Annotated in this window: 20 protein-coding genes and 1 riboswitch; of the genes, 12 read left to right on the forward strand and 8 right to left on the reverse strand. The window is 32.4% G+C overall.

The annotated features are described in order from the left end of the window. From trpB to M4L39_RS02975, 5 genes are all read left to right on the forward strand, one after another. Positions 1-1215 (forward strand): tryptophan synthase subunit beta, encoded by a 1215-nt coding sequence (gene trpB, locus M4L39_RS02955; RefSeq protein ID WP_277580675.1) that lies wholly within the window; start codon positions 1-3, stop codon positions 1213-1215. After that, complete coding sequence (gene trpA / locus M4L39_RS02960; RefSeq protein ID WP_277580676.1) at positions 1208-1945, forward strand: tryptophan synthase subunit alpha; 738 nt, start codon at positions 1208-1210, stop codon at positions 1943-1945. The genes trpB and trpA overlap by 8 nt, the downstream gene beginning before the upstream one ends. 146 nt (positions 1946-2091) lie before the next feature. Then, positions 2092-2751: a type 1 glutamine amidotransferase domain-containing protein gene (locus M4L39_RS02965; protein ID WP_277580677.1), complete on the forward strand. Its 660-nt coding sequence runs from the start codon at positions 2092-2094 to the stop codon at positions 2749-2751. Between the two features lie 290 nt (positions 2752-3041). Continuing rightward, positions 3042-4304 (forward strand): aminoacyltransferase, encoded by a 1263-nt coding sequence (locus M4L39_RS02970; protein WP_277580678.1) that lies wholly within the window; start codon positions 3042-3044, stop codon positions 4302-4304. A 30-nt stretch (positions 4305-4334) separates the two neighbouring features. Further along, positions 4335-5594, forward strand: a complete 1260-nt coding sequence (locus M4L39_RS02975; RefSeq protein WP_277580679.1) for an aminoacyltransferase — start codon at positions 4335-4337, stop codon at positions 5592-5594. A gap of 362 nt (positions 5595-5956) precedes the next feature. Here M4L39_RS02975 and M4L39_RS02980 read toward each other — a convergent pair whose 3' ends face one another. Together M4L39_RS02980 and M4L39_RS02985 are read right to left on the reverse strand one after the other, a co-directional pair. Then, complete coding sequence (locus M4L39_RS02980; protein WP_277580680.1) at positions 5957-6478, reverse strand: DUF308 domain-containing protein; 522 nt, start codon at positions 6476-6478, stop codon at positions 5957-5959. 917 nt (positions 6479-7395) lie between these two features. Next, the gene (locus M4L39_RS02985; RefSeq protein WP_069815677.1) at positions 7396-7743 is read right to left on the reverse strand and encodes a hypothetical protein; all 348 of its coding nucleotides are present in this window, start codon (positions 7741-7743) and stop codon (positions 7396-7398) included. A 249-nt stretch (positions 7744-7992) separates the two neighbouring features. On the opposite strand from M4L39_RS02985, the gene pepF reads away from it, so the two are divergent. Beyond that, positions 7993-9801 (forward strand): oligoendopeptidase F, encoded by a 1809-nt coding sequence (gene pepF, locus M4L39_RS02990; protein ID WP_277580681.1) that lies wholly within the window; start codon positions 7993-7995, stop codon positions 9799-9801. Positions 9802-9875: 74 nt separating this feature from the next. On the opposite strand, the gene phoU is transcribed toward pepF, so the two are convergent. From phoU to cvfB, 6 genes are all read right to left on the reverse strand, one after another. Next, the gene (gene phoU / locus M4L39_RS02995; protein WP_277580682.1) at positions 9876-10526 is read right to left on the reverse strand and encodes a phosphate signaling complex protein PhoU; all 651 of its coding nucleotides are present in this window, start codon (positions 10524-10526) and stop codon (positions 9876-9878) included. A gap of 3 nt (positions 10527-10529) precedes the next feature. After that, entirely contained in the window at positions 10530-11414 is an 885-nt protein-coding gene (pstB, locus tag M4L39_RS03000) for a phosphate ABC transporter ATP-binding protein PstB (RefSeq protein ID WP_431197626.1), read from the reverse strand. Between the two features lie 99 nt (positions 11415-11513). Then, positions 11514-12425 (reverse strand): phosphate ABC transporter permease PstA, encoded by a 912-nt coding sequence (pstA, locus tag M4L39_RS03005; RefSeq protein WP_277580684.1) that lies wholly within the window; start codon positions 12423-12425, stop codon positions 11514-11516. A gap of 1 nt (position 12426) precedes the next feature. Further along, positions 12427-13356, reverse strand: coding sequence for a phosphate ABC transporter permease subunit PstC (pstC, locus tag M4L39_RS03010; protein WP_277580685.1), 930 nt, complete (start codon positions 13354-13356; stop codon positions 12427-12429). Between the two features lie 144 nt (positions 13357-13500). Continuing rightward, on the reverse strand, positions 13501-14451 hold the full coding sequence (locus tag M4L39_RS03015; RefSeq protein WP_277580686.1) for a PstS family phosphate ABC transporter substrate-binding protein: 951 nt from the start codon (positions 14449-14451) through the stop codon (positions 13501-13503). Between the two features lie 400 nt (positions 14452-14851). Continuing rightward, entirely contained in the window at positions 14852-15751 is a 900-nt protein-coding gene (cvfB, locus tag M4L39_RS03020; protein WP_277580687.1) for an RNA-binding virulence regulatory protein CvfB, read from the reverse strand. Positions 15752-15908: 157 nt separating this feature from the next. Between cvfB and M4L39_RS03025 the strand changes: the two genes are divergently transcribed. The 6 genes from M4L39_RS03025 (at position 15909) to dapB (ending at position 22889) form a co-directional block, all read left to right on the forward strand. Then, on the forward strand, positions 15909-17510 hold the full coding sequence (locus M4L39_RS03025) for an ABC-F family ATP-binding cassette domain-containing protein (RefSeq protein ID WP_277580688.1): 1602 nt from the start codon (positions 15909-15911) through the stop codon (positions 17508-17510). Between the two features lie 245 nt (positions 17511-17755). After that, a complete protein-coding gene (locus M4L39_RS03030; protein WP_277580689.1) occupies positions 17756-18586 on the forward strand; it encodes an aldo/keto reductase in 831 nt (276 codons plus the stop codon). Positions 18587-18768: 182 nt separating this feature from the next. Next, positions 18769-18947: riboswitch (Lysine riboswitch) on the forward strand. Positions 18948-19033: 86 nt separating this feature from the next. Next, the gene (locus M4L39_RS03035) at positions 19034-20236 is read left to right on the forward strand and encodes an aspartate kinase (protein ID WP_277580690.1); all 1203 of its coding nucleotides are present in this window, start codon (positions 19034-19036) and stop codon (positions 20234-20236) included. A 55-nt stretch (positions 20237-20291) separates the two neighbouring features. Beyond that, the gene (locus M4L39_RS03040) at positions 20292-21281 is read left to right on the forward strand and encodes an aspartate-semialdehyde dehydrogenase (protein ID WP_277580691.1); all 990 of its coding nucleotides are present in this window, start codon (positions 20292-20294) and stop codon (positions 21279-21281) included. 1 nt (position 21282) lies between these two features. Further along, entirely contained in the window at positions 21283-22170 is an 888-nt protein-coding gene (gene dapA / locus M4L39_RS03045; protein ID WP_277580692.1) for a 4-hydroxy-tetrahydrodipicolinate synthase, read from the forward strand. After that, positions 22167-22889 (forward strand): 4-hydroxy-tetrahydrodipicolinate reductase, encoded by a 723-nt coding sequence (gene dapB, locus M4L39_RS03050; RefSeq protein ID WP_277580693.1) that lies wholly within the window; start codon positions 22167-22169, stop codon positions 22887-22889. Before dapA ends, dapB begins: the two co-directional genes overlap by 4 nt. Position 22890 lies beyond the last annotated feature (1 nt).

Genomic DNA, 22890 nt, shown 5'->3' on the forward strand with positions numbered 1-22890 from the left:
ATGGATAAAAACATACAAACAGAAGCAGATGAATTTGGTTTCTTCGGTACTTACGGTGGTCAATATGTACCAGAAACGTTAATGCCAGCAATTCAAGAATTGAAACAAGCTTATCAAGAAGCCAAAGCAGACCCTAAATTCCAAGAAGAATTAGATGGTTACCTTAAAGACTATGTAGGTCGTGAAACGCCATTGACATATGCTGACTCATATACAGAAGCCCTTGGTGGAGCAAAAATTTATTTAAAACGTGAAGATTTAAATCACACTGGTGCGCATAAAATAAACAATGCATTAGGCCAAGCACTATTAGCCAAAAGAATGGGTAAAAATAAACTTGTTGCTGAAACAGGCGCAGGTCAACATGGTGTTGCGAGTGCGACGGTTGCTGCATTATTTGATATGGAACTTGTAGTCTTTATGGGTGAAGAAGATATTAAAAGACAATCATTAAACGTATTTAGAATGGAATTGTTAGGCGCGAAAGTTGAATCTGTAACTGAAGGACAAGGTACATTATCAGATGCGGTGAATAAAGCATTACAATACTGGGTAAGTCATGTAGATGATACGCATTATTTATTAGGTTCAGCTTTAGGACCAGATCCATTCCCAACCATTGTAAGAGATTTACAAAAAATCATAGGTACAGAAATCAAAGCACAAATTCAAGAAAAAGAAGGACGTTTACCAGATGCAATTGTAGCTTGTGTTGGTGGTGGATCTAATGCCATTGGTACATTCTATCCATTCATTCAAGATGATGTGGATTTATATGGTGTAGAAGCTGCAGGTGAAGGTTATGATACGGATAGACACGCGCTAGCAATTAACAAAGGTAAAGAAGGCATATTACACGGTACTAAAATGTATCTCATCCAGGATGAAAATGGTCAAATTCAACAAGCACATTCTATATCTGCAGGTTTAGATTATCCTGGGGTTGGGCCAGAACATTCGTATTATCACGATATAGGCAGAGTGAAGTTCGCAACTGCAAGTGATAAACAAGCCATGGATGCTTTAGTTAGATTTACAAAAGCTGAAGGTATTATTCCAGCTATAGAAAGTGCGCATGCATTAAGCTATGTAGAAACATTAGCACCAACGATGAGTAAAGATGAAATTCTTGTTGTTACAGTTTCAGGACGTGGCGATAAAGATATGGAAACAATTAGAAATTATATGAAACAAGGCGGTGATTCTAATGCGTAAACTATTTATTCCATATATTATGGGTAATAAATCTTTTATTGAAAATCTTAAGACAGTCAGTGACGCAGGTGCTGATATTGTTGAAGTAGGTGTACCATTTTCAGACCCAGTGGCTGATGGACCGGTCATTATGGACGCTGGTAGCGAAGCCATAGAAGAAGGCGTCAATATTCAGTATATTTTAGATCAACTTACTGAGCAGCGTGACTCAATATCAAGTAAATATGTATTAATGACTTATTATAATATTATTAATTTTTACGGAGAAGATGCATTTTTTAAAGCTTGTGAAAAAGCAGGCGTTTATGGTTTAATCATTCCTGATTTGCCTCATGAACTTGTTCAACAATTAAAAGAACGTCATCCTGATAGAAAAGTAAATATTATTTCATTAATCGCTATGACGACGTCTGAAGAACGTAGTAATCAAATCGCCAAAGATGCAGAAGGATTTATTTATACAGTAACAATGAATGCGACAACAGGAGAGAATGGTAAGTTCCATCCTGAATTAAAAGATAGAATTAAACATATAAAATCAATTTCCAACGTGCCTGTCGTTGCAGGATTTGGTATTCGTACACCAGAACATGTATCAGACATCATAGAAGCTTCAGATGGTGTTGTAATAGGTAGCGAAATTGTAAAACGATTAGCACAAGATTCAACAGTAGACATAGTCAATTATTTTAATTCCATTAGAAATGCGCTCGATAAAAAAAGTGAATAAAGCAATGTGTGTGTAAGAGATTGAAATTAGGGGTAGTCTATTAAGAGAGAATATATCGTTGAAGTGCATGACATATAATTTAAATAATGTAATTTCAATGAATTCAATATAACAATTCTCTTATTTTTAAAAAGAGGTGACATAATTTGACTAAAAAAGTCTTGTTTATTATAACAAGTGTAAATCAATTTGAAGATGGTACACCAACAGGATTATGGTTAGAAGAAGCAAGTGAACCTTATAATATATTAACAGAAGCAAATATTAATGTGGATATCGCTACAATAAATGGTGGGGAAGTCCCGTTAGATCCCAATTCAACACAGAATGATGAGCTTAATAAATATAAAGCATTTGTTGATCAAACAAAATCAGCATCAAGTATAGAAGATGTAGATGTAAGTCAATACAATGCCGTATATTTACCAGGAGGTCATGGCACTGTATTTGATTTTGCGCATAATCAGAAGTTAGCTTCAGTACTTGCTGACTTTAAAGCAGATGATAAAGTCATTGCATCTGTATGTCATGGGCCGAGTGCTTTTGTTGGTGCTAAAGATAAGAAAGGCAACTTCCTAGTGAAGGGTGTGACGTTAACTGCATTTACAGATGAAGAAGAACGTGCTATGGGCTTTGAGGAAAAAGTACCTTTCTTAACTCAAACGGAATTAGAAAATCAAGGCGTTAAATTTGTAGCTCAGGACAACTTCACTGAACATGTTGAAATAGATAATCAATTTATTACAGGCCAAAATCCACAATCAAGCGTAGCAATAGGTGAAACATTACGAGACGCTTTAAATTAAAACAGAGATTTGAGAGATGATGGTTAAGTCCTCATGTCTCAAATCATAACAAAAACTGGAAAACTTAATAAGTTTTCCAGTTTTTGTTGTTATAACTATGGGCAAATGTGTTTAATTGCTTATTCTTTGTTAAAATAAAAGTAGTGATATAATAAGTCATACATAAAGTTCATGTATAATGAATTTATATATGCTATTGATTTAGTTTTATAAATGGTTATTGTATAATAATCAAGATTGAAGATTAAACTCGAATAAAAAAGAATTATAAACAAATAGGAGTATACAAAATGAAATTTACGAATTTAACTGCTAAAGAGTTTGGTACATTTACAGATAATATGCCAAATAGTCACTTTACACAAATGGTAGGAAACTACGAATTGAAAATTGCAGAAAGTACAGAAACACACTTAGTTGGTATTAAAAACAATGAAAATGAAGTCATTGCAGCGTGTTTACTTACTGCAGTACCAGTAATGAAGTTTTTTAAATATTTTTATACAAACAGAGGACCTGTTATCGATTTTGAAAATAAAGAACTTGTTCATTACTTTTTTAATGAATTAACTAAATATGTTAAAAAACATAAAGGTTTACATTTAAGAGTCGATCCTTATTTAGCTTATCAATATCGTAATCATGATGGAGAAGTATTAGAAAATGCTGGTCATGACTGGATTTTCGATAAAATGAAACAATTAGGATACAAACACCAAGGGTTTTTAACTGGTTTTGATCCAATTCTTCAAATTAGATACCATTCTGTACTAGATTTAGCAGGTAAAACAGCTAAAGATGTACTTAACGGTATGGATAGTTTACGTAAACGTAATACAAAAAAAGTTCAAAAAAATGGCGTTAAAGTAAGATTTTTAGAAGAAGACGATTTACCAATCTTCCGTTCGTTTATGGAAGATACATCTGAATCAAAAGAATTTGATGATAGGGAAGATAGCTTTTATTATAATAGATTGAGATATTATAAGAATCGTATCTTGGTACCATTAGCTTATATGGATTTTGATGAATATATAGAAGAATTAAAATCAGAGCGTGAAATCTTAAGCAAAGATATTAACAAGGCGATTAAAGATATAGAAAAACGTCCTGAAAATAAAAAAGCTTATAATAAGAGAGATAATTTAGAACAACAGCTTATTGCAAATCAACAAAAAATTGAAGAAGCGCAATCGCTACAGGCTGAACATGGTAATGAATTACCAATTTCTGCAGCTTACTTTATTATTAACCCTTATGAAGTGGTTTACTATGCAGGTGGTACTTCAAATGAATTTAGACACTTTGCTGGTAGTTATGCGATTCAGTGGACGATGATTAATTACGCAATTGACCATAATATTGATAGATATAACTTCTACGGTATCAGCGGTAATTTCACAGAAGACGCGGAAGATGCAGGCGTAGTGAAATTCAAAAAAGGATTTAATGCCGAAGTAGTGGAATACGTTGGGGATTTTGTAAAACCTATTAATAAGCCAATGTACAAAATTTATACGACATTAAAAAAATTAAAAGATATTAAGAAGTAGACATAAATTATAGAAGGGAACTAAGCTAGAATGAAATTTACAGAGTTAACCGTCAAAGAGTATGACAATTTTGTACAAAACCCAGCATTAGAGAGTCATTACTTTCAAGTAAAAGAAAATATTGCGACAAGAGAAAAAGATGGATTTCAAGTTGTACTATTAGGCTTAAAAGATGACGACAATCAGGTTATTGCTGCTAGTCTTTTCTCTAAAATTCCTACAATGGGGAGCTATGTTTATTATTCTAATCGTGGTCCAGTTATGGATTACAATGATTTAGGTTTAGTAGATTTCTATTTACGTGAATTAGACAATTATCTTCAACACCATAATTGTCTATATGTCAAAATGGACCCATACTGGATTTATCAAATATACGATAAAGATATCAATCCATTACCAGAACCAGATAAGAATGATGCATTAGTCAATTTATTTAAATCTCATGGTTATACACATCATGGTTTTACGACTAAATATGATACATCTAGCCAAGTAAGATGGATGGGTGTATTGAACTTAGATGGACAAACACCAGCTTCTCTAAAAAAACAATTTGATAGCCAAAGAAAACGTAATATCAATAAAGCAATTAATTTTGGTGTTAAAGTTAGGTTGTTAAATAGAGATGAATTTGACCTTTTCTTAGAACTTTATCGAGAAACTGAAAAACGTGCTGGCTTCGTATCTAAAACAGATGAATATTTCTATAATTTTATTGATAATTATGGTGATAAGGCCTTAATACCTTTAGCATATATAGATTTAGATGAATATATTGAAAATACGCAAGAAAGTATTAATGATAAAGAATCGCGAAGAGATCAAATCATGCAGAATGAAAATAAATCAGATAAACAATTGAAGAAAATTACAGAACTGGATAAACAAATAGAGCATGATAAAAAAGAGTTAATGCATGCAAGTGAATTAAGATTAACAGATGGCGCTATATTAAATTTAGCTGCTGGTGTTTATTTTGCAAATGCCTATGAAGTAAACTACTTTTCTGGTGGTTCATCAGAAAAGTACAATCAATATATGGGGCCTTATATGATGCACTGGTTCATGTTGAATTATTGTTTTGACAATGGTTATGGTCGCTATAATTTCTATGGTTTATCAGGTGATTTCACTGAAAATAGTGAAGATTATGGCGTATATCGCTTTAAACGTGGATTTAATGTACAAATCGAAGAATTAATCGGTGACTTTTATAAACCAATTAAGAAAACAAAATATTGGTTATTTAATACATTGAATAATGTTAGAAAAAAGGTTAAAAAATAGCATAAAAAAAAGAAAGCATACTGGTATGTAAGCCCTAATCAGTATGCTTTCTTTCGTTCTGAAGTTAGTTATATTAGGATGGCAATACCAATATAACGATGAACTAAAATGTGGAAGAGTCTGAGATGTTAATTCTTGTTGTTCTCCACATTTTTTAGTATAGCATAGGATTTTAGTAATGCAATAACCGTACACTATAATAATTTTATAGTAAAATTCATTTTTATAACATACTTAAAGTAATATATAAAATGATTATAAATATGTAAAAAGCGCATTGCAAGTTGATTTGCAATGCGCTTTTTGGCATAATTTTTCAAATACACGCCTATTTTAATCATTTATTTGCAAGTTACAGATCATTAAGATAACGCTCTAATAATATAAGTGATACCAATAATAAAGAACACAGCACTCATAAAGATAGCAACTAGAATTGCCGCCATAAGTGGGTTAAACAGTAAAATAATACCGAAAATAATCGTAATAATGTTCAAAATAACAGATACAATATGAAAACCTTTATTTGATTTTTCAAGTGGCGTTACTGTAAACATATTAAATAACGCATTTATAATAAACCAAATAGCAAATAAATAAACAATAAATGTGGTACTTGTAACGATATTAAATAAAATCAACAATCCTAAAATAATATTAATTATACCAAGTACAAGTACCATGGTTGAGGCATTTTTATTTGATTTTTTCATTACACGACGAACGAAAATTTCTAAAAAACCGTTAATAATAAATAGTAGACCTATGAGCCATGTAATGGCGAATAAGTTTTCTTCAGGAAAACTTAAAATAAACACGCCAATAATTAGAAAAATGACGCCAATCACTAAACTCGACCATTTGATTCGGGAACGTTCCTGCATAAATTTCACTCCTAAATGATTCTCTAAATAGTATATACCCAAATATCAGAAAAGAACACGTTTTTAATAGGTTCCTATATTTATGTTATGTAACCCTATAAGTATATGGTTTAAATAAAAGACCTTTTTTCTAAGGATTGCTATAAAATGAAAGATACACAAGAAATAGCAGAATTAAAGCATTAAGCGTTGTTTATTCGTAAAGTTCTAAGACCATTAAAAACCATGACGCTGAGAAGATGATTTCTGAGCATTTAAATTAATGTTTGTTGGTATGTATCCATGTGAATACACATGAAATTGTGAATTTAGGTTATAATGTTAGTATATGTAATTTACTATAGAAGTTTGTAAGTTCCATTAGAATAAAATACTAAATAATAGATGTATAAGTATCTAATATACGCTCAATGACGTAAAGTAATGATTGTAAAAGAAAAAGACAGATTAAAAAGCAGTAAATAATTAATACGTAGTAAATATGTAAAAATCACTATATAGACAAGTAACTTTTAAAATTCACTTTTTAGTTTACATAATATATATTATAGGAAGTTAATGGGTTTTGGAAGAAAAGCCTCTAAATATAATCAACTACCTATTACGTTATATATGTTCTTTAACTTAATCATTCTTTCAATTACTTTGATGTATTTACTTATTGTCTATTGTGCATGGTATTACATTACATATTTATAACTTCAAATAACTTGCTACTATTGTACTTTAATTACTATATGAGTCTATACGTCTATACTTCTTATATGTTGTGATTCGTTTTTTGATAACATATTATTAATACCATATTTCAAGACTTTGCTTAAAATAATTAAATGATGCTATCAATTCATCAACTCGAACTTAAGGATATAAATAAAAAATGAACTGTAACTTAAATTATAGCTACAGTTCATTTTTTATTTTTGTTTATAATCTTCTAATTCATCTTTCGGGATGCCACCGCGTTTCCGTATTTCTTTTCTAGCTTTCTTTTCGCGACGTTTACGTCTCCAGTTACGTGTCATGTACCATATTACAAAGCTTAGAATTAAACTTAATATGGTCATAAACGCAGCAAAACCTAATAAAGGTTCATATGTAATGTCTTGGAAATTTGGTATTAAAAATGCTGATATTGCTAATACTACTAATGTTAAGATTGGTGCAGTAAACCATTTATTTAAGACAAGATTGCAAAATACTGTTACTAATATGACAGCAACTACAGTAATCCATAAAAAATTAGGCATATCAAAAATAGTCATTTATTCCACTCCTTTTTATTTAATATTTATACTTTACTTACATTATATATATCATACTATATTTTCTATATAAATACATTCAGTCTTGAGCAGTATAATTTTATATTAAATTAATACAAAATACGTGTCAATCCAATTTTCTTTACTGTTCCCCACTTTTAACATAGATAAACTTACGGTTATCATTTATGAGGGTCATTCATGTATAATTAGCTGTGAATATAATATATATGTAGAGGAGTAGATTATATGGCTGAAACATTACCATTTAGAAATAATGTTCCAATTGAAGAAACATGGGACGTAACTAACTTATTTAGTTCTGATGATGCATTTTATAGCACATTGAATGATACATTAGACCAAGCTAAGGCGTTTAATCAACAATACACAGAGCACTTAAATGAAGTGGATATCATTGAGGATGCACTAGATGTATATACTGAACTATTAATCCAGTTAGATCGAATGGCAAATTATGCCGAGTTAAGATTGAGCGTTGACACAGCTAATGAACATGCACAGACATTAAGTTCAAAATTGTCTACATCTTATGGGAAAATTGCTAGTGAACTTTCATTTGTAGTTTCAGAAATATTAGCACTATCTGAGCAAACACTTGAACAACTTATTAAAACATCGAAGTATCCACATTTTTTAGCGAAATTAAAAGCGAATAAAGCACATCAATTATCTCCAGAAGTTGAAAAAGTATTAGCAAGTTTGTCCCCTACTTTTGAGAGTGCTTTTGAACTTTATGGAACTACAAAAATGTTAGATATTGATTTTGAATCATTCCAATACGACTATCAAACATACCCTTTAGATTATGCTACTTTTGAAAATGAATATGAAGATAACGCAAATGAAGCGTTTAGAAGAATAAGTTTTAAACATTTTAGTAATGCACTAAGTAAGTATCAGCATACGACAGCAGCAACATATAATATGCAAGTGCAACAAGAGAAAATTGAAGCAGATTTAAGAGGATACGATTCTGTTATAGATTATTTACTACAAGATCAAGAAGTGACACGAGATATGTTTAACAGACAAATTGATGTGATTATGAGTGATTTGGCACCCATTATGCAAAAATATGCGAAATTAGTTAAACATGTCCATGGTTTAGATGTGATGCATTTTGAAGATTTAAAGGTTTCTATTGATCCAAATTACGAGCCAGAAATTTCAATAGAAGATTCTAAACAATATATTTATGGTGCTTTAAATGTACTTGGTGAAGATTACTTGAAAATGGTTGAAGCTGCTTATGAAGATAGATGGATAGATTTTGCACAAAACAAAGGCAAAGAAACAGGTGCTTATTGTGCGAGTCCATATGCTTCACACTCATATGTCTTTATATCATGGACTGGTAAAATGACTGAAACCTTTGTCTTAGCGCATGAATTAGGTCACGCTGGACACTTCACTTTAGCACAAAAACATCAAAATTATTTAGAATCAGAGGCTTCGATGTATTTTGTAGAAGCACCTTCTACTATGAATGAAATGCTTATGGCGAACTACTTATTTGAAAATAGTAATGATGCTAAATTTAAACGTTGGGTAACAGGTTCTATTATTTCAAGAACGTATTATCATAATATGGTTACGCATTTACTTGAAGCTGCTTTTCAACGTGAAGTTTATAATAAAGTCGATCAAGGCGAATCATTAACTGCACCAGTACTTAATGACATTATGTTAGATGTCTATAGTCAATTTTTTGGAGAAAGTGTGAAACTTACAGAAGGCACAGAGCTAACTTGGATGAGACAACCACACTATTATATGGGATTATACTCATATACGTATTCAGCGGGGTTAACGATTGGTACAGTGATGTCTCAACGCATTCAAAATGAAGGACAGCCAGCTGTTGATGCTTGGTTAGATACATTGAAAGCAGGAGGTAGTAAATCACCAGTAGATTTAGCCGAAATTGCAGGTATTGATATCCGCACTGAACAACCATTAAAATCAACAATTGGGTATATCGGTAAACTTGTTGATGAATTAGAAACATTGACTGATGAAATTGAAAATAAATAACGTTTTATAAAATTAAAACTAAAAAAGCACAATGGCTTTATAAAGCCATTGTGCTTTTATTATTTGCATCTTGTTTATTTATTATAGGATTCATAACGTTCACCAGTAATAAAGAAATAGATGTTCTCTGCTATATTGCAAATATGATCTCCAATGCGTTCCAAATGTCTTGCAGCTAAATGTGCTTGACCTGCAACGAAAGGATCATTATCTATTAAATAAGTTGTATTCACAATGTTTTTATAGATATCATCAATATCTTTATCACGATCAATGATTTCTTTTATTAAGGTAATATCATTATCTTTTACTGCATCATCTAAGTCTTTTAACATTAAGAGCGCAAGTTTGCCCATAGTGTTGAGTCTCGTCAGTACATATTCATCAATAATTTTTGCACGTAATCTAATTTTCGCTATACTTGCTGCATTGTCCCCTATACGTTCAAAATCAGTGGCAATTTTTAAAGCGGCCATCATTAAACGTAAATCTGTAGCAATCGGTTGTTGCTTAGTGATAAGCAAAATTACTTTTTCATTAATTGCAGTTTCTTGCTCATTGATTTCTTTATCCTTGGCTATGGTTTGTCTAGCATAATTACGATCTTCTTCACTTAACGACGTTAGTCCGAATTCTATATTATGATATACATAAAGACCAAGTCGACGTAGATCTTTAATAAGTCCGTCTAGTTGGCCTTCATATTTATGTCTAATTGTTGCCATAGATTAACCGAAGCGACCTGAGATATAATCTTCAGTTTGTTTATCTGCAGGATTAGAGAATATCTTATCAGTGTCATCGTATTCATTAACATAGCCGTTAAGGAAGAAAGCAGTTTTATCAGAAACACGAGCAGCTTGTTGCATATTATGCGTAACAATGATGATTGAATACTTTTCTTTAAGCTCTTGAACAAGCTCTTCTATTTTTAATGTTGATATTGGGTCTAAAGCTGACGTTGGCTCATCCATTAATATAACATCTGGTTCAATAGCTAATGTACGTGCAATACAAACACGTTGCTGTTGTCCACCTGATAAACTATAAGCGTTTTTGTCTAAGTCATCTTTTAATTCATCCCATATTGCAGCGCCACGTAAAGATTTTTCAACAATTTCATCTAAAACTTTTTTGTTTTTAATACCATGGATTTTAGGACCATAAGTTATATTATCATAAATTGATTTAGGAAATGGATTTGGTTGCTGGAATACCATCCCTACATTTGTTCTCAATTTTTCAACTGAATATTTATTATCGAAAATATTTTTATCGCGGTACATGATTTTACCAGCAGTTTTAACAGATGGTACAAGTTCAACCATACGATTTAATGCTTTAATGTATGTTGATTTTCCACAACCTGATGGTCCAATAATCGCTGTTACATTATTTTCTAAAATATCTAAGTTAATGTTTTTTAATGCATGATTTTCGCCATACCATAAATCAAGATTTTTAGTTGAATAGACAATTTTCTTTTGGTTATCTGGAATTTTATTGTCTGAATGATTTGGCTCAATAGTAGCTATTGGTGAGTCATTACGGTCAGTATGTGCTTTTAATGTATCGTTAGTATCGTTATTATCTATAATTTGTTTATTCATAATTAAAACTCCTTTTTTTAGGCTAGATGCTAAGATTTTACTGAAATCCTAGCACATTCCCATTTACTAGCCTTGTTAAATAATATTTATCGTGTCTTAATTCTAGTACTTTTTACTATATTTATTTCTTAAGAATATCGCTACTGCATTCATTAATAATAATATAACGAGTAGTACGATAATTCCTGCCGATGCAACGTTTTGGAATTCTGCCTGTGGTAATTTTGTCCAGCTATAAATTGACATTGGTAACGCTTGAAATTGATCGAATATTGTAGATGGTAACTGTAATAAAATCGTTGGTATACCAATTAAAATTAATGGTGCTGTCTCACCTAACGCACGAGATAGTGCTAAGATGAAACCTGTCAAAATACCAGGAATTGCAGCTGGTAACACAACACGGCGTATTGTTTGCCATTTATTGGCACCTAATCCGTAAGAAGCTTCTTTTACTGAAGGCGGTACGGATCTAATTGCTTCTTGGCTAGCTACAATAATTACCGGTAAGATAAGTAACGACATTGTTAATGCAGCTGCTAAAACAGAGTTGCCGAGTGCAATTGAATCAATACCCATACCTCTTACGAAAATTGTAAGACCGAGTAAACCGAATACGACTGAAGGTACGCCAGCTAAGTTTGAGATACTTACCTTAATAAAATTTGTAAGTGCATTTTCTTTAGCATATTCTTCCAAATAAATTGCAGTACCAACACCTAAAGTAATTGTTATCGGGATAATAGTAACCATTAACCATACTGTACCGATAAATGCGCCTTTAATTCCTGCCATAGATGGTGTTGATGATGAAAAATTAGTGAAGAATGATGGAGTTAAGTGTCCAGCACCTTTTATAAGTGTATCAATGAGTAATGCAGCTAATACGAGTAGACCAATCATTGTACAGCCAAAGAAAGCCCACTTATTAACTTTATTTGTCGTTAACCTCCCAGAGAGTTTCTTTTCAACTGTTTGTTGATCTACAAGTATTTTTTTATTTGTTTCAGTCATATTAATACTCCTCTCTGAAACGTTTCGTAATCCATTGAGAAATCAAATTCATTACTAACGTGAATAAGAATAAAGTGAACCCTACTGCATAAATACTATAGTAAGTATCAGTACCAAATGTTGCATCACCTGTTGCTACTTGAACGATATAACCTGTCATTGTTTGAATAGATCCTGTTATATCAAGCGATGCAGATGGGGTACTACCTGCAGCAAGAGATACGATCATAGTTTCGCCAATTGCACGTGAAATCGCTAATACAATAGAGGCCATAATACCTGATGTTGCAGCTGGTAAAATGACTTTAGTTGCTACTTCAAATTTTGTAGCACCTAAACCTAATGCACCTTCACGCATTTTATTTGGTACAGATGACATTGCATCTTCACTCATACTTGATATTAATGGAATAATCATTACACCAACTACAAGACCTGGACTAATAGAGTTGAAACTACCTATTTCTGGAAAGATTCCACGTATTAACGGTGTAACAAATGTTAGAGCAAAGAAACCGAATACAATCGTTGGAATACCAGATAATATTTCTAATATAGGTTTGATAATACTTTTAGCACGTGCCGAAGCATATTCACTTAAGTAAAGTGCTGCACCCAGACCTAATGGCACTGCTACTATTGTAGCAATTACAGTTATTTTCAATGTACCTAAAATTAATGGCCAAATTCCAAATTTAGGATCAGATGAGAATGGTTTCCATTCCATCGTAAAAAGAAATTCTGTAATAGGAACACGTGTGAAGAACGTGATTGTTTCTGTTAATAATGTGACTACAATACCGATTGTCGCTAAGATAGAAAAAATTGCTATTGTACCTAAAATAATAGGAACAATTTTATCGCTTGCACCATTCTTATTGGCGTTGTTTTTTTCAATCATTTCGCTTACGGAGCGGTTTTTATTCGCCATGTTAATATCCTTCCTTCGTATAGACTCCCGAAATTGTTAAAAAAGGTTGGGATATTTAGAAATAGAGAAACAAAGTGGACATTATTCCCATTGCCACTTTGTTTTCTAATCCAGAATCCCGACCTTTAAGATTTACAGCTATGTTTATTTATCTTCTTCTTTGTCTTTGCTATCTTTACCAGTAATTTCTTTTAATTCATCTAGTTGTTTTTGATAATCTTTTTCTGGTAGAGCAACAAATCCTGCTTCTTCAGCTGATTTCCCTTTGTCTTCAAAGATAAAGTTCATGAAATCTTGGAATCCTTCATTTTCTTTTAATTTTTTCTCATTTGTATAAATGAACAATGGTCTACTTAAAGCATATGAACCATCTTGAATTGATTCCTTAGTTGGTTTAGTAACTTCACCGCTATCATCTTTGATTTTAACTTCTTTTAATTTATCTTTATTTTGTTCGTAGAAGTTATAACCGAAGTAACCAATACCTTGTTCATTTTTTTGAACTGATTGAACTATTACGTTTGTATCAGCATTTTTCTCTGCTTTGATGTCTCCATCATCCATAACTTCTTCTGTGAAGAAATCGTAAGTACCATGTGATTGGTCTGGAGAAAATGCTTTGATTTCTTTATCTGGCCATTCAGGATTAACATCTTTCCATGATTTTGCTTCGCCAGAATAAATATCTTTCAATTGATCTTTAGTTAATTCGTCTACAAAATCGTTTTCTTTATTAACTGTGATTGTTACGCCATCTTTTGCAACTTCGAATTCATTATATTTAATACCTTTATCTTCTAGTTTTTTCTTTTCTTCATCTTTTATTGGTCTAGATGCGTTTGAAAAATCAGTGTTTCCTGAAATGAATTTTTCGAATCCGCCACCTGTACCAGATGTACCAGATGAAACTGTAACATCTGAATTTTCTTTAGCAAATTTTTCGTTTAATTTTTCAATGATTGGGCCTACTGTTGATGAACCATCGCCTTTAACTTCGCCTTCGCCGCCGCCAGATCCAGCATTTCCGCCGCCACAAGCGCCTAATAAAAGTGAAGAGCCGATTACTGTAGTTCCAAATACTTGCCATTTTTTCATTGAAACATCCTCCTAATAAATAAATAAATAACCCTTAAAAGTTATATGTGTTTCTTACAGTACCTATATTACACACAATTTATTAATTACAAATATAGATAATGTAAATGTTTCGTTAAGATAAAACGGCTTCTTTTTACAAAATTTATAATAGCTATGAATTTATAAAATAATGACTTATAAACGTTGATAATATAAGGTTTTTCTAGAAAAAATATTACAAACAAGCCTGAAATTGTAATATAAATAAAGAAAAAATCCTGAAATCACTAAATAAAAATAGTGATTTCAGGATTGATTTGTTGAGAACTATATTTTGAAGTCCAATTCATTCTATAAATAGTGGACATTATTGCTATTAAACAGGTTAGATAAAAAAGCCACTTTATAATAGAAGGAATTACTTTTCTATTCTTTCCCAACCTTTTTTAGTTAAAGCAATTTTACCAGAGTCTATCGTGATAATTTTGTTTTTATATAAGTGTCCGATAGCTCTCTTGAATGAACCTTTACTCATATTAAAAATTTCTTTAATTGCTTCTGGACTTGATTTGTCTGAGAAAGGTAGTTCCCCATCATACTCTACTAGTAAGTCAAAGATGTTTTGACCATCATCATCAAGTCTTTCGTGTGCAAGTGGTAAAAAGGAACCATTCAATTCACCTTTATCGTTTTTACCAATAATACGCACTTTTACATTTTCACCAAGACGTGGCTCCTCTTTACGCTCTGTTTCATGAACAAAGATTTTATAACCATCTTTTGATAATAAGAAACTGCCGATTCGTAATAAACGATATGGTCTTGCTTCAATAATTTTATTTTTTAATTCATCATCGAATACAGCCTTGTACGTTTGTTCTACTATTGTTTCTGTTGCTAAACGCGCGAACATATTGTTATCTCTATCAATACGTAACGTGACGAATAACTCGTCACCCTGTACGGGCCAAACTGATTTAACTTTTGGTAAATCTTCCCAAGGTATTAACACTTCTCTTGGTAAACCTACATCGACATGCGCGCCATCACGATCAACTTTTAATACTTTTACAAAATCGTATTTATCAGTTGTTATATCAGGCATATTTTGCGTAGCAAATAATGCACCTGATCTATTTGGGTAAATAAAGAAACTATATTCTTCCCCTATGTTTAATTCGTCTTCATCTTTAATTTCGGATTGATTGAGTTTAACTTCTTCTCCGTTTGGTCCTTTTAACTTATATGTTGAACCTTCTAATCCAACAACTTTAAGAAATTCTATAGAACCTACAATATCTTTTTCATCTTGGGCCATACTTTTCTCCTTCGTACATACAGATTTATTCTTATTTATTATAACATGCTATGAAGAAACTAGCATCACTACATCGAGAATGGTCGAAACAAGTTGATAAGTGTGTTATAATTTGTCCGGTAGATTAACGAAAAGGATAACGAAAAGGAGTAAATGCATGTTACAAGTTACTGATATAAGTTTACGATTTGGTGATCGTAAATTATTTGAAGATGTAAATATTAAATTTACAGATGGCAATTGTTATGGATTAATAGGAGCTAATGGCGCAGGTAAATCAACGTTTTTAAAGATTTTATCGGGTGAATTAGATGCTCAAACTGGTCATGTTTCTATGGGGAAAGACGAACGTTTAGCAGTTTTAAAACAGGATCACTTTGCATTTGAAGATGAACGTGTAATTGATGTTGTTGTTAAAGGACACGAACGTTTATATGAAGTAATGAAAGAAAAAGATGAAATCTATATGAAACCAGACTTCAGTGATGAAGATGGTATTAGAGCTGCAGAACTAGAAGGCGAATTTGCTGAAATGGACGGCTGGAATGCTGAAGCAGATGCGGGTACCCTACTTTCTGGTCTAGGTATCAAAGCAGACCTACAAGATAAAACAATGTCAGAATTAGAAAACAATCAAAAAGTTAAAGTATTATTAGCACAAAGTCTTTTTGGTAAACCTGACGTATTATTATTAGATGAGCCTACCAATGGTTTAGATATCCCTGCAATAAGCTGGTTAGAAGATTTCTTAATTAATTTTGAAAACACAGTTATTGTTGTGTCTCATGATAGACACTTTTTAAATAATGTTTGTACGCATATTGCTGACTTAGATTATGGGAAAATTAAATTGTTTGTTGGTAACTATGATTTCTGGTACCAATCAAGTCAACTTGCTATGAAAATGGCTCAAGATCAAAACAAGAAAAAAGAAGAAAAAGTTAAAGAATTACAAGATTTCGTGGCACGTTTCTCTGCAAACGCCTCTAAATCAAAACAAGCAACAAGTCGTAAGAAACAATTAGAAAAAATCGAGATTGATGATATTCAACCTTCTTCTCGTCGTTATCCTTTTGTGAAATTCACACCTGAACGTGAAATTGGTAATGATTTATTACATGTAGACAATGTTTCTAAAACAATTGACGGCGTAAAAGTATTAGACAATATTTCATTCTCAATGGACCCTAATGATAAAGCTGTATTAGTTGGTGATAGTGAATTCGCTAAATCAACATTACTTAAAATCTTAGCTGGGGAAATGGAACCAGATGAAGGTACAGTGAGATGGGGAGTAACAACTTCTCAAAGCTTCTTACCTAAAGATAACTCATTCTATTTCGAAGGTGTAGATACGAATTTAGTTGACTGGTTACGTCAATATGCACCTGAGGACGAACAAACAGAGACGTTTTTACGTGGCTTTTTAGGACGTATGCTATTTAGCGGTGAAGAAGTTAAGAAAAAAGCGAGCGTCTTATCTGGTGGAGAGAAAGTACGTTGTATGCTAAGTAAAATGATGTTATCTAGTTCTAACGTGTTACTACTAGATGAACCTACAAACCATTTAGACTTAGAAAGTATTACTGCAGTTAATGATGGCTTGAAATCATTCAAAGGTTCTATTATCTTTACATCTTATGACTTTGAATTCATCAATACGATTGCAAACCGTGTCATCGATTTAAATCCAACTGGTGGTCTTTCTAAAGAAACGACTTATAGAGCATATTTAGAAGAAACTGGCGTATTAAAATAATAACATTGTATTATTGATTTAAATGTAACGTAATAAATAAGAAGAGTATTCTATTTAATATGTAGCATACTCTTCTTAAAATGTAGACACCTCTAATGCTTTTACAGCATTAGAGGTGTCTTTTTCATTTGTTTTATTCATCTGATTTAGAGTGAAGCGCCCCACTGTTTGGGCTAATTACTTTCAAAATGAATTTTTGAATTATATAATCATAATTAATTCAAATGAACGGAGGAATTATTTTAATGGAAAATTTAAATATGATTGATGGTCAACTTTTACCACAAATTGGCTTCGGTACATATAAATTAAATGGTGCGCAAGGTGTACATGCAATCGTTAATGCATTAAATCAAGGATACAGAATATTAGATACTGCATATAACTATGAAAATGAAGGGACAGTGGGTAAAGCAATTGAACGAAGTCATGTTTCAAGAGATCAAATCATTGTAACTTCAAAATTGCCAGGTCGTTATCAAGACTATGATGCAGCATTAACAGCTATACAAGAATCTATTTATCGATTAAATGTTGAGTATATTGATTTATATTTAATTCATTGGCCAAATCCAAGACATAATAAATATGTTGAAGCTTGGAAAGCGATGATTGATGCCCAAAAAGCAGGACTCATTAAATCTATTGGTGTTTGTAATTTCTTACCAGAACACATTGAAAAATTAGAAAAAGAAACTGGTGTCTTACCTACTGTGAATCAGATTGAACTACACCCCTACTTTAATCAACAAGATATGGTTGAGTATAATGCTACAAAAGGTATTATTACAGAAGCATGGAGTCCATTAGGTCGTGCATCTGAAGTAATAAAAGATAAAGATATCGCTGTAATTGCGGAAAAGTATAATAAGACAATACCTCAAATTATATTAAGATGGCACATTCAATTAGGTGTCGTGCCGATTCCAAAATCTACCTCTATCACGAGACAAATTCAGAATCTAAATGTTTTTGATTTTAACTTAGCAGTTGAAGATGTAGAAAAGATAAACAACTTATCCCAAAAAGATGGCAGATTAAAAGGGCAAGACCCTGCAATATATGAAGAATTTTAAAATTTTAAAAAATAAACAATTTAAGTGTCATTAAATAGTTTTAATTATTTTTACACTTATAACGTAAAATGTATGAATAAAATGTTGTATTTTTCAGTAAATTTAAAAAACTTTATAAAAGCGGTTTACAGTACATATAAGCATATGTATAATATGAATCATAAACAAACAAAAATTAAATATGGTTTTGATGAGGCGCATCAATCATTAGTAAATATTAGAAGAACCTGCCTGCTAGCAGCTAATTTTGAAAGGGTGAGATGCCGAAATAGTTATAATAGCAGCTTATAACACGTTGGACTTTATGGTTAAGAGCTAAGAGTCTGTCATTATTGTAAGATAATGGAGTGCATCACTTGTATATAAATTATAGAACAAGTTCGCATTCCGAACTTGTTCTTTTTTTAATACTGTGATTCTCCCCTATTGATTGAGGAGGATATAGAATTGAACAGAAGTGTTTTGAAATTTGGAGGTTCTTCAGTAAGTGATTTTACAAAAATAAAAAATATAGCGGAAATGTTAAAAATGAGAGTTGAGCAAGATGAACAACTTATTGTTGTTGTAAGTGCCATGGGCAAAACAACAGATGAGCTGATGGCTAACGTCTCTGCATTGACTACAAATCCCAAAGAACAAGAACTTGCATTATTATTAACAACGGGTGAACAACAGACAGTTTCTTACTTATCTATGGTTTTAAATGATATCGGAGTGAACGCTAAGGCGATGACTGGATATCAAGCTGGTATTAAGACAATTGGACATCATCTGAAAAGCCGAATAGCAGAAATTAACCCTGATACGTTCGAAAGTGCATTTACAGAAAATGAAGTGTTAGTAGTTGCCGGCTTCCAAGGCATTAATGAATCATTTGAAGTGACGACATTAGGTCGAGGTGGTTCAGATACTACTGCTGTTGCCTTAGCTGCAAGCAATGACACGGCATGTGAGATTTATACTGATGTCGATGGTGTCTATGCTACAGACCCGAGATTATATAAAGATGCAAAGCGACTTGAATACGTTTCATATGAAGAAATGATGGAGATGAGTGCATTAGGTGCAGGCGTGTTAGAAACAAGAAGCGTCGAATTAGCAAACAACTATAATATTCCACTTTATCTAGGAAGAACTTTATCAAATGTGAAAGGAACATGGATTATGTCACAAGCAGAATTATTAGAAAAAAAAGCAGTCACAGGTGTGGCGTTAGATACGCATATGATGCACGTTACAATCAGCTATCCTCTACCAGATAATAGATTACTTACTGAGCTATTTACTCAATTAGAAGAAGGTTCAGTAAATGTTGATATGATATCTCAGATTATTAATTTGGAAGGATTGCAAATGTCCTTTACTATTAAAGATACAGATGCTTTTCAGATATCAACCATATTAGAAACTTTAAAAGAACAATTTAGTGCATTAGACTTCAAGATTAACGAAGAATACGTTAAAATCTCTTTAATTGGCTCTGGCATGCGAGATATTTCTGGTGTAGCATCAAAAGCATTCATTACTTTAATTGAAAACGATATTTCATTTTATCAAACTACAACATCAGAAATAAGCATTTCATGTGTGATAGATACTGAGAATGGTGAACGAGCTGTTCGAACCCTTTATCAAGCTTTTGATATCTGAATTTTCGGAATATAATTAAGATTTATTAAAATAATAAAAATGGAGTGTAAGGTATATGACAAAATTAGCATTGGCAGGCGCAACAGGTTTAGTAGGAAGAAAAATGTTGGAAACATTAGATCGCAAAGGAGTTTCTTTTGATGAGTTAATATTATTCTCCTCAGCTCGCTCAGCAGGTGAAAACATTGAATTTCAAGGTGAGAACTACACTGTTAGAGAGTTAACAGAAGAAGCAGCTAAAGAATCGTTTGATTATGTATTAATGAGTGCTGGTGGAAGCACAAGTGAGCACTTCTCCCCTATCTTTGAACAAGCGGGTGCAATTGTCATTGATAATTCAAGTCAATGGAGAATGACTGAAGGTGTTGACTTAATCGTTCCAGAAGTTAACGAACCTGTATTAGATAGAAAAATTATAGCAAACCCCAATTGTTCAACAATACAATCAGTTGTACCACTTAAACCATTACAAGAACAATTTGGTTTGAAACGTGTTGCATATACGACATACCAAGCAGTTTCAGGTTCTGGGGTGAAAGGTAAACAAGATTTAGCAGAGGGAGCAAATGGTAAAGCGCCAGAAGCATATCCACACCCTATTTATAATAATGTACTACCTCATATAGATACATTCCTTGAAGATGGGTATACAAAAGAAGAACAAAAAATGATAGACGAAACACGTAAAATTTTAAAAGATGATGATTTGAAAGTTACTGCTACTTGTGTACGTGTGCCAGTCCAAGACAGTCACAGTGTTCACATGAGTGTAACTTTAGAAAAAGAAGCTACAGTAAGTGCAATTCAAGAATTATTTGAAAATGATGATCGTGTGGTACTTGAAGATGATCCACAAAACAATGTATATCCATTAGCAATCAATTCTACAGACAGAGATGAAATCTTCGTAGGACGTATTCGCCGTGATGAAACATTAGATAATACATTCCATGTATGGTGTACTTCTGACAACTTATTGAAAGGTGCAGCATTGAATGCAGTGCAAATACTTGAACAAGTTATGAGCTTGAAAGGAGTAAAATAATATGGGACATATTTTTGAAGGCGTAGGTGTCGCTTTAACAACACCTTTTACACACAATGAAGTAGATTATGATGCACTTAGAAGACATTTGGAATATTTAATTGAAAATGATGTGAAATCGATCGTTGTAAATGGTACTACAGCTGAGAACCCAGCATTAACTGATGAGGAAAAAGATCAGATATTAGAAGTAGTCGTAAAATATGTAGATGGACGCGTTCCTGTAATTGCTGGCACAGGTACGAATAATACACAAAAATCGATTCAAGCTTCACTACGTGCTAGAGATATTGGTGCAGATGCAATTATGCTGATTACTCCCTACTACAATAAGACGAATCAACGTGGTTTAATTGCTCATTTTACTAAGATAGCAGATGAAGTTAAATTACCAGTTGTGTTATACAATGTGCCTTCTCGTACAAATATGACTATAGAACCAGATACAGTTGAAACTTTAAGTAAGAATGAATATATTATTGCATTAAAAGATGCAACCAACGATTTTGATTATTTAGAAGAAGTAAAAGCGCGTATCAACTTAAATGAATTCACACTTTATAGTGGTAATGACGATAATGTAGTTGAGTATTTTAATAAAGGTGGACATGGCGTTATCTCAGTAGTAGCTAATGTGATTCCTAAATCTTTTCAAGCATTATACGACGCTAAACAAAACGGAGAAAATATTGAAAAACAATTCCAACCGATTCAAACATTGTTAGATGCATTAGCAGTGGATGTGAACCCTATTCCAGTGAAGGCATTAACGGCGGTGGAAGGTTTTGGGAATTATGAGGTACGTCTACCACTTGTACCTTTAGAAGATGAAGACCGTCAAACGTTAGAAAAAGCGTACGAACAATTTAAAGCAGGTGACAAAGCATGAAGATAGTATTGATTGGCTATGGTGCGATGAACCAACGTGTCGCAAGATTAGCTGAAGCAAAAGGACATGAAATAATTGGTGTGATTGTACGAGATGCTACGAAAACGTATCCGTACCCTACTTTTGAACGTATTGCAGATGCTAAAGAAGCAGATGTTGCAATTGATTTCTCTAATCCAGAACTCTTATTGCCATTATTGGATGAAGACTTTAATTTACCATTGGTGATTGCAACTACTGGTGAAAAAGAAGAAATAAGCAAAAAACTTAAAGCATTAAGTGATCAAATGCCAGTCTTTTTCAGTGCGAATATGAGTTATGGTGTACATGCTTTAACTAAAATTTTAGAAGCAGCAGTACCCTTATTACAAGATTTCGACATTGAACTTACAGAAGCACATCATAATAAAAAAGTGGATGCACCAAGTGGTACATTAGTAAAATTATATGATGTGATTGATGACTTGCGAGAAAAATCTAAACCGGTATATGATAGACACGAGAACACTGAAAAACGCACGCAAGAAGAAATTGGTGTTCACTCTATTCGTGGTGGTACGATTGTAGGAGAACATGACGTGCTATTTGCTGGTACTGATGAGACAATAGAAATTACGCATCGAGCACAGTCAAAAGATATTTTTGCAAATGGTGCAATCGGTGCAGCAGAAAAATTAATTAATAAGGCAAATGACTTTTATACATTTGATAACCTATAAA

Origin of the sequence: Staphylococcus equorum (assembly GCF_029531845.1) — a bacterium.
GTDB lineage: Bacteria > Bacillota > Bacilli > Staphylococcales > Staphylococcaceae > Staphylococcus > Staphylococcus equorum_C.

What these genes read in the sequence shown, in the direction of transcription:
- trpB (WP_277580675.1), top strand. Translation starts at nt 1, where the DNA reads ATGGATAAAAACATACAAACAGAAGCAGATGAATTTGGTTTCTTCGGT.
- trpA (WP_277580676.1), top strand. Translation starts at nt 1,208, where the DNA reads ATGCGTAAACTATTTATTCCATATATTATGGGTAATAAATCTTTTATT.
- M4L39_RS02970 (WP_277580678.1), top strand. Translation starts at nt 3,042, where the DNA reads ATGAAATTTACGAATTTAACTGCTAAAGAGTTTGGTACATTTACAGAT.
- M4L39_RS02975 (WP_277580679.1), top strand. Translation starts at nt 4,335, where the DNA reads ATGAAATTTACAGAGTTAACCGTCAAAGAGTATGACAATTTTGTACAA.
- M4L39_RS02980 (WP_277580680.1), bottom strand. Translation starts at nt 6,478, where the DNA reads ATGCAGGAACGTTCCCGAATCAAATGGTCGAGTTTAGTGATTGGCGTC.
- M4L39_RS02985 (WP_069815677.1), bottom strand. Translation starts at nt 7,743, where the DNA reads ATGACTATTTTTGATATGCCTAATTTTTTATGGATTACTGTAGTTGCT.
- pepF (WP_277580681.1), top strand. Translation starts at nt 7,993, where the DNA reads ATGGCTGAAACATTACCATTTAGAAATAATGTTCCAATTGAAGAAACA.
- phoU (WP_277580682.1), bottom strand. Translation starts at nt 10,526, where the DNA reads ATGGCAACAATTAGACATAAATATGAAGGCCAACTAGACGGACTTATT.
- pstA (WP_277580684.1), bottom strand. Translation starts at nt 12,425, where the DNA reads ATGACTGAAACAAATAAAAAAATACTTGTAGATCAACAAACAGTTGAA.
- pstC (WP_277580685.1), bottom strand. Translation starts at nt 13,356, where the DNA reads ATGGCGAATAAAAACCGCTCCGTAAGCGAAATGATTGAAAAAAACAAC.
- M4L39_RS03015 (WP_277580686.1), bottom strand. Translation starts at nt 14,451, where the DNA reads ATGAAAAAATGGCAAGTATTTGGAACTACAGTAATCGGCTCTTCACTT.
- cvfB (WP_277580687.1), bottom strand. Translation starts at nt 15,751, where the DNA reads ATGGCCCAAGATGAAAAAGATATTGTAGGTTCTATAGAATTTCTTAAA.
- M4L39_RS03025 (WP_277580688.1), top strand. Translation starts at nt 15,909, where the DNA reads ATGTTACAAGTTACTGATATAAGTTTACGATTTGGTGATCGTAAATTA.
- M4L39_RS03030 (WP_277580689.1), top strand. Translation starts at nt 17,756, where the DNA reads ATGGAAAATTTAAATATGATTGATGGTCAACTTTTACCACAAATTGGC.
- M4L39_RS03040 (WP_277580691.1), top strand. Translation starts at nt 20,292, where the DNA reads ATGACAAAATTAGCATTGGCAGGCGCAACAGGTTTAGTAGGAAGAAAA.
- dapA (WP_277580692.1), top strand. Translation starts at nt 21,283, where the DNA reads ATGGGACATATTTTTGAAGGCGTAGGTGTCGCTTTAACAACACCTTTT.
- dapB (WP_277580693.1), top strand. Translation starts at nt 22,167, where the DNA reads ATGAAGATAGTATTGATTGGCTATGGTGCGATGAACCAACGTGTCGCA.